The sequence below is a fragment of the Streptomyces sp. P5F9 genome (assembly GCF_057961495.1).
Window position 1 is genome coordinate 1 of the sequence record NZ_JBXVPZ010000864.1, and the last position, 1,730, is coordinate 1,730.

Below are 1,730 nucleotides of genomic sequence, written 5' to 3' on the forward strand. Positions count from 1 at the left end.
TGACCGGTACTAATAGGCCGAGGGCTTGTCCTCAGTTGCTCGCGTCCACTGTGTTGGTTCTGAAACCACGAACAACCCCATTGCCATGGTCACGGCAGTGGTGCGGTTGCTGTGTTTCATAGTGTTTCGGTGGTCATAGCGTGAGGGAAACGCCCGGTTACATTCCGAACCCGGAAGCTAAGCCTTACAGCGCCGATGGTACTGCAGGGGGGACCCTGTGGGAGAGTAGGACACCGCCGAACAAATATTGCGAAAACCCCTGTACCGTTTATTCGGTACAGGGGTTTTCTGCGTTTCGGCTACCGTGGCTGGCATGAACTACAAGATCCGTTCGATACGCGCCGACGAGTGGGCCGCGGCGAAGGAGCTGCGGCTCGTTGCCCTGCAGGATCCCGTCGCGCACCTTGCCTTCATGGAGACCTACGACACGGCGCTGGCTCAGCCGGACTCCTTCTATCAGGAGCGGGCCGTAGGGGCCGCCGAAGGTGCTGAGAAGGCTCAGCAGATCATTGCCGAAGGGCCCGACGGGGAGTGGGTCGGGACGGTGACCGTACTGCTTGAGGAGGCCGGGACGGTCGACTGGGCCGGCTTTGCGGTCGAGCGGAAGCAGGGGCACATCGTCGGGGTGTTCGTGCGGCCGGAGGTGCGGGGCATCGGGCTGACCGAGGTGCTCTTCGATGCCGCCCTGGAGTGGGCCTGGGGGCGTGGGGTCGAGAGGGTGCGGCTCATCGTGCACGAGGACAACGAACGGGCCCGGCGGTTCTACGGCAAGGTCGGCTTCATACCCACGGGCGTCGTCGTGCCGTTGGGCGGGAACTCGGACGAGCGTGAGCTGGAGATGGCGGTCGAGCGGCCGTAGCCGTAGCCGTAGGGGTCGTAAGGCCCGTTGCTAGGCTGGTAGTTCGTGGTGGGGCCAGCGGGCTCTGGCCTGTTCTCTGGAGCGGAGGAGGGCCAGGGTCGGCAGGCCTCGGTCTGCTCCTGTGGCCAGGAGTTCCGGGAGTTGGGGGAGCGGCGCCACGGCCGCGACGTCGTCCAGGACAAGCGTCATTGGTGGGTCGAGGCGACCGGCCGATGACCGTTCGGCCATGTGCCGGCCGCGCTCGACCACGCTTGATGCGAGGGCGGTGAGGAGAGGCATCGCGCCCGGGTTCGTACGGGGGTCCTCGATGGATTCACCGACCAGATAAAGCGTGCCCCCTTCGTTCGCGAAGGAATCCAAGGAGAGGGCGTCAGTTGGGTTGGGTGTGCAGGCTTCGCGGATGTTGACCGTGAAGAGGGAGGAGAGCGCGCGGCTCGTCAACTCCTGGGCGATGTCCCGGCGTTCGGGATGGGACGTGAGTGCGGCCTCCAGTTCGCCTGCCGCGCCGGGGGCTGCCTTGGGGTTGGTGCGGAGGATTCTTACCGCGTCCTGGATCTGGGTGCCCTGGGACCAGCGGTGGACGTGGCGGATGGTGCGGCCGTCGATCGCGGCGGCGTGCAGGTAGCTGCGGAGGAGTGTCTCGGCTGTGTCCGCTACCGCCTGGTCGATCTTCGCGGTGGGCCTTACGGGGGTGAGGAGGGCGGTGGCTCTTTTCACCGCTGTCTGTTTGTCCTCGCAGCCTGTGGTGGGGGACCAGTGGAGGCGGGCCGGGGTGTCGCAGAGGTGGGTGGGGTCGTAGAGGAGGACCGGGCCCAGTTTGGCGCGGGCGTCTTTGGTGTCCTGCCAGACCGTGTTGTTGGATGTGACTACT

The 1,730-nt window shown here is 65.7% G+C and carries 2 protein-coding genes and 1 rRNA gene; 2 read left to right on the forward strand and 1 reads right to left on the reverse strand.

What is annotated here, in order from left to right; all coding sequences use genetic code 11:
- Positions 1-125: 125 nt before the first annotated feature.
- Positions 126-242: ribosomal RNA gene (rrf, locus tag AC31A1_RS50960) — 5S ribosomal RNA — on the forward strand.
- Positions 243-313: 71 nt separating this feature from the next.
- On the forward strand, positions 314-859 hold the full coding sequence (locus AC31A1_RS50965) for a GNAT family N-acetyltransferase (RefSeq protein WP_489659839.1): 546 nt from the start codon (positions 314-316) through the stop codon (positions 857-859).
- A 30-nt stretch (positions 860-889) separates the two neighbouring features.
- On the opposite strand, the gene AC31A1_RS50970 is transcribed toward AC31A1_RS50965, so the two are convergent.
- Positions 890-1,730: type IV secretory system conjugative DNA transfer family protein (locus AC31A1_RS50970; RefSeq protein ID WP_489659840.1), on the reverse strand; the 841-nt coding region annotated here is incomplete at its 5' end.

Bases quoted from the DNA above. Each gene is read 5' to 3' on its own strand.
- AC31A1_RS50965 (WP_489659839.1), top strand. From the start codon at position 314: ATGAACTACAAGATCCGTTCGATACGCGCCGACGAGTGGGCCGCGGCG.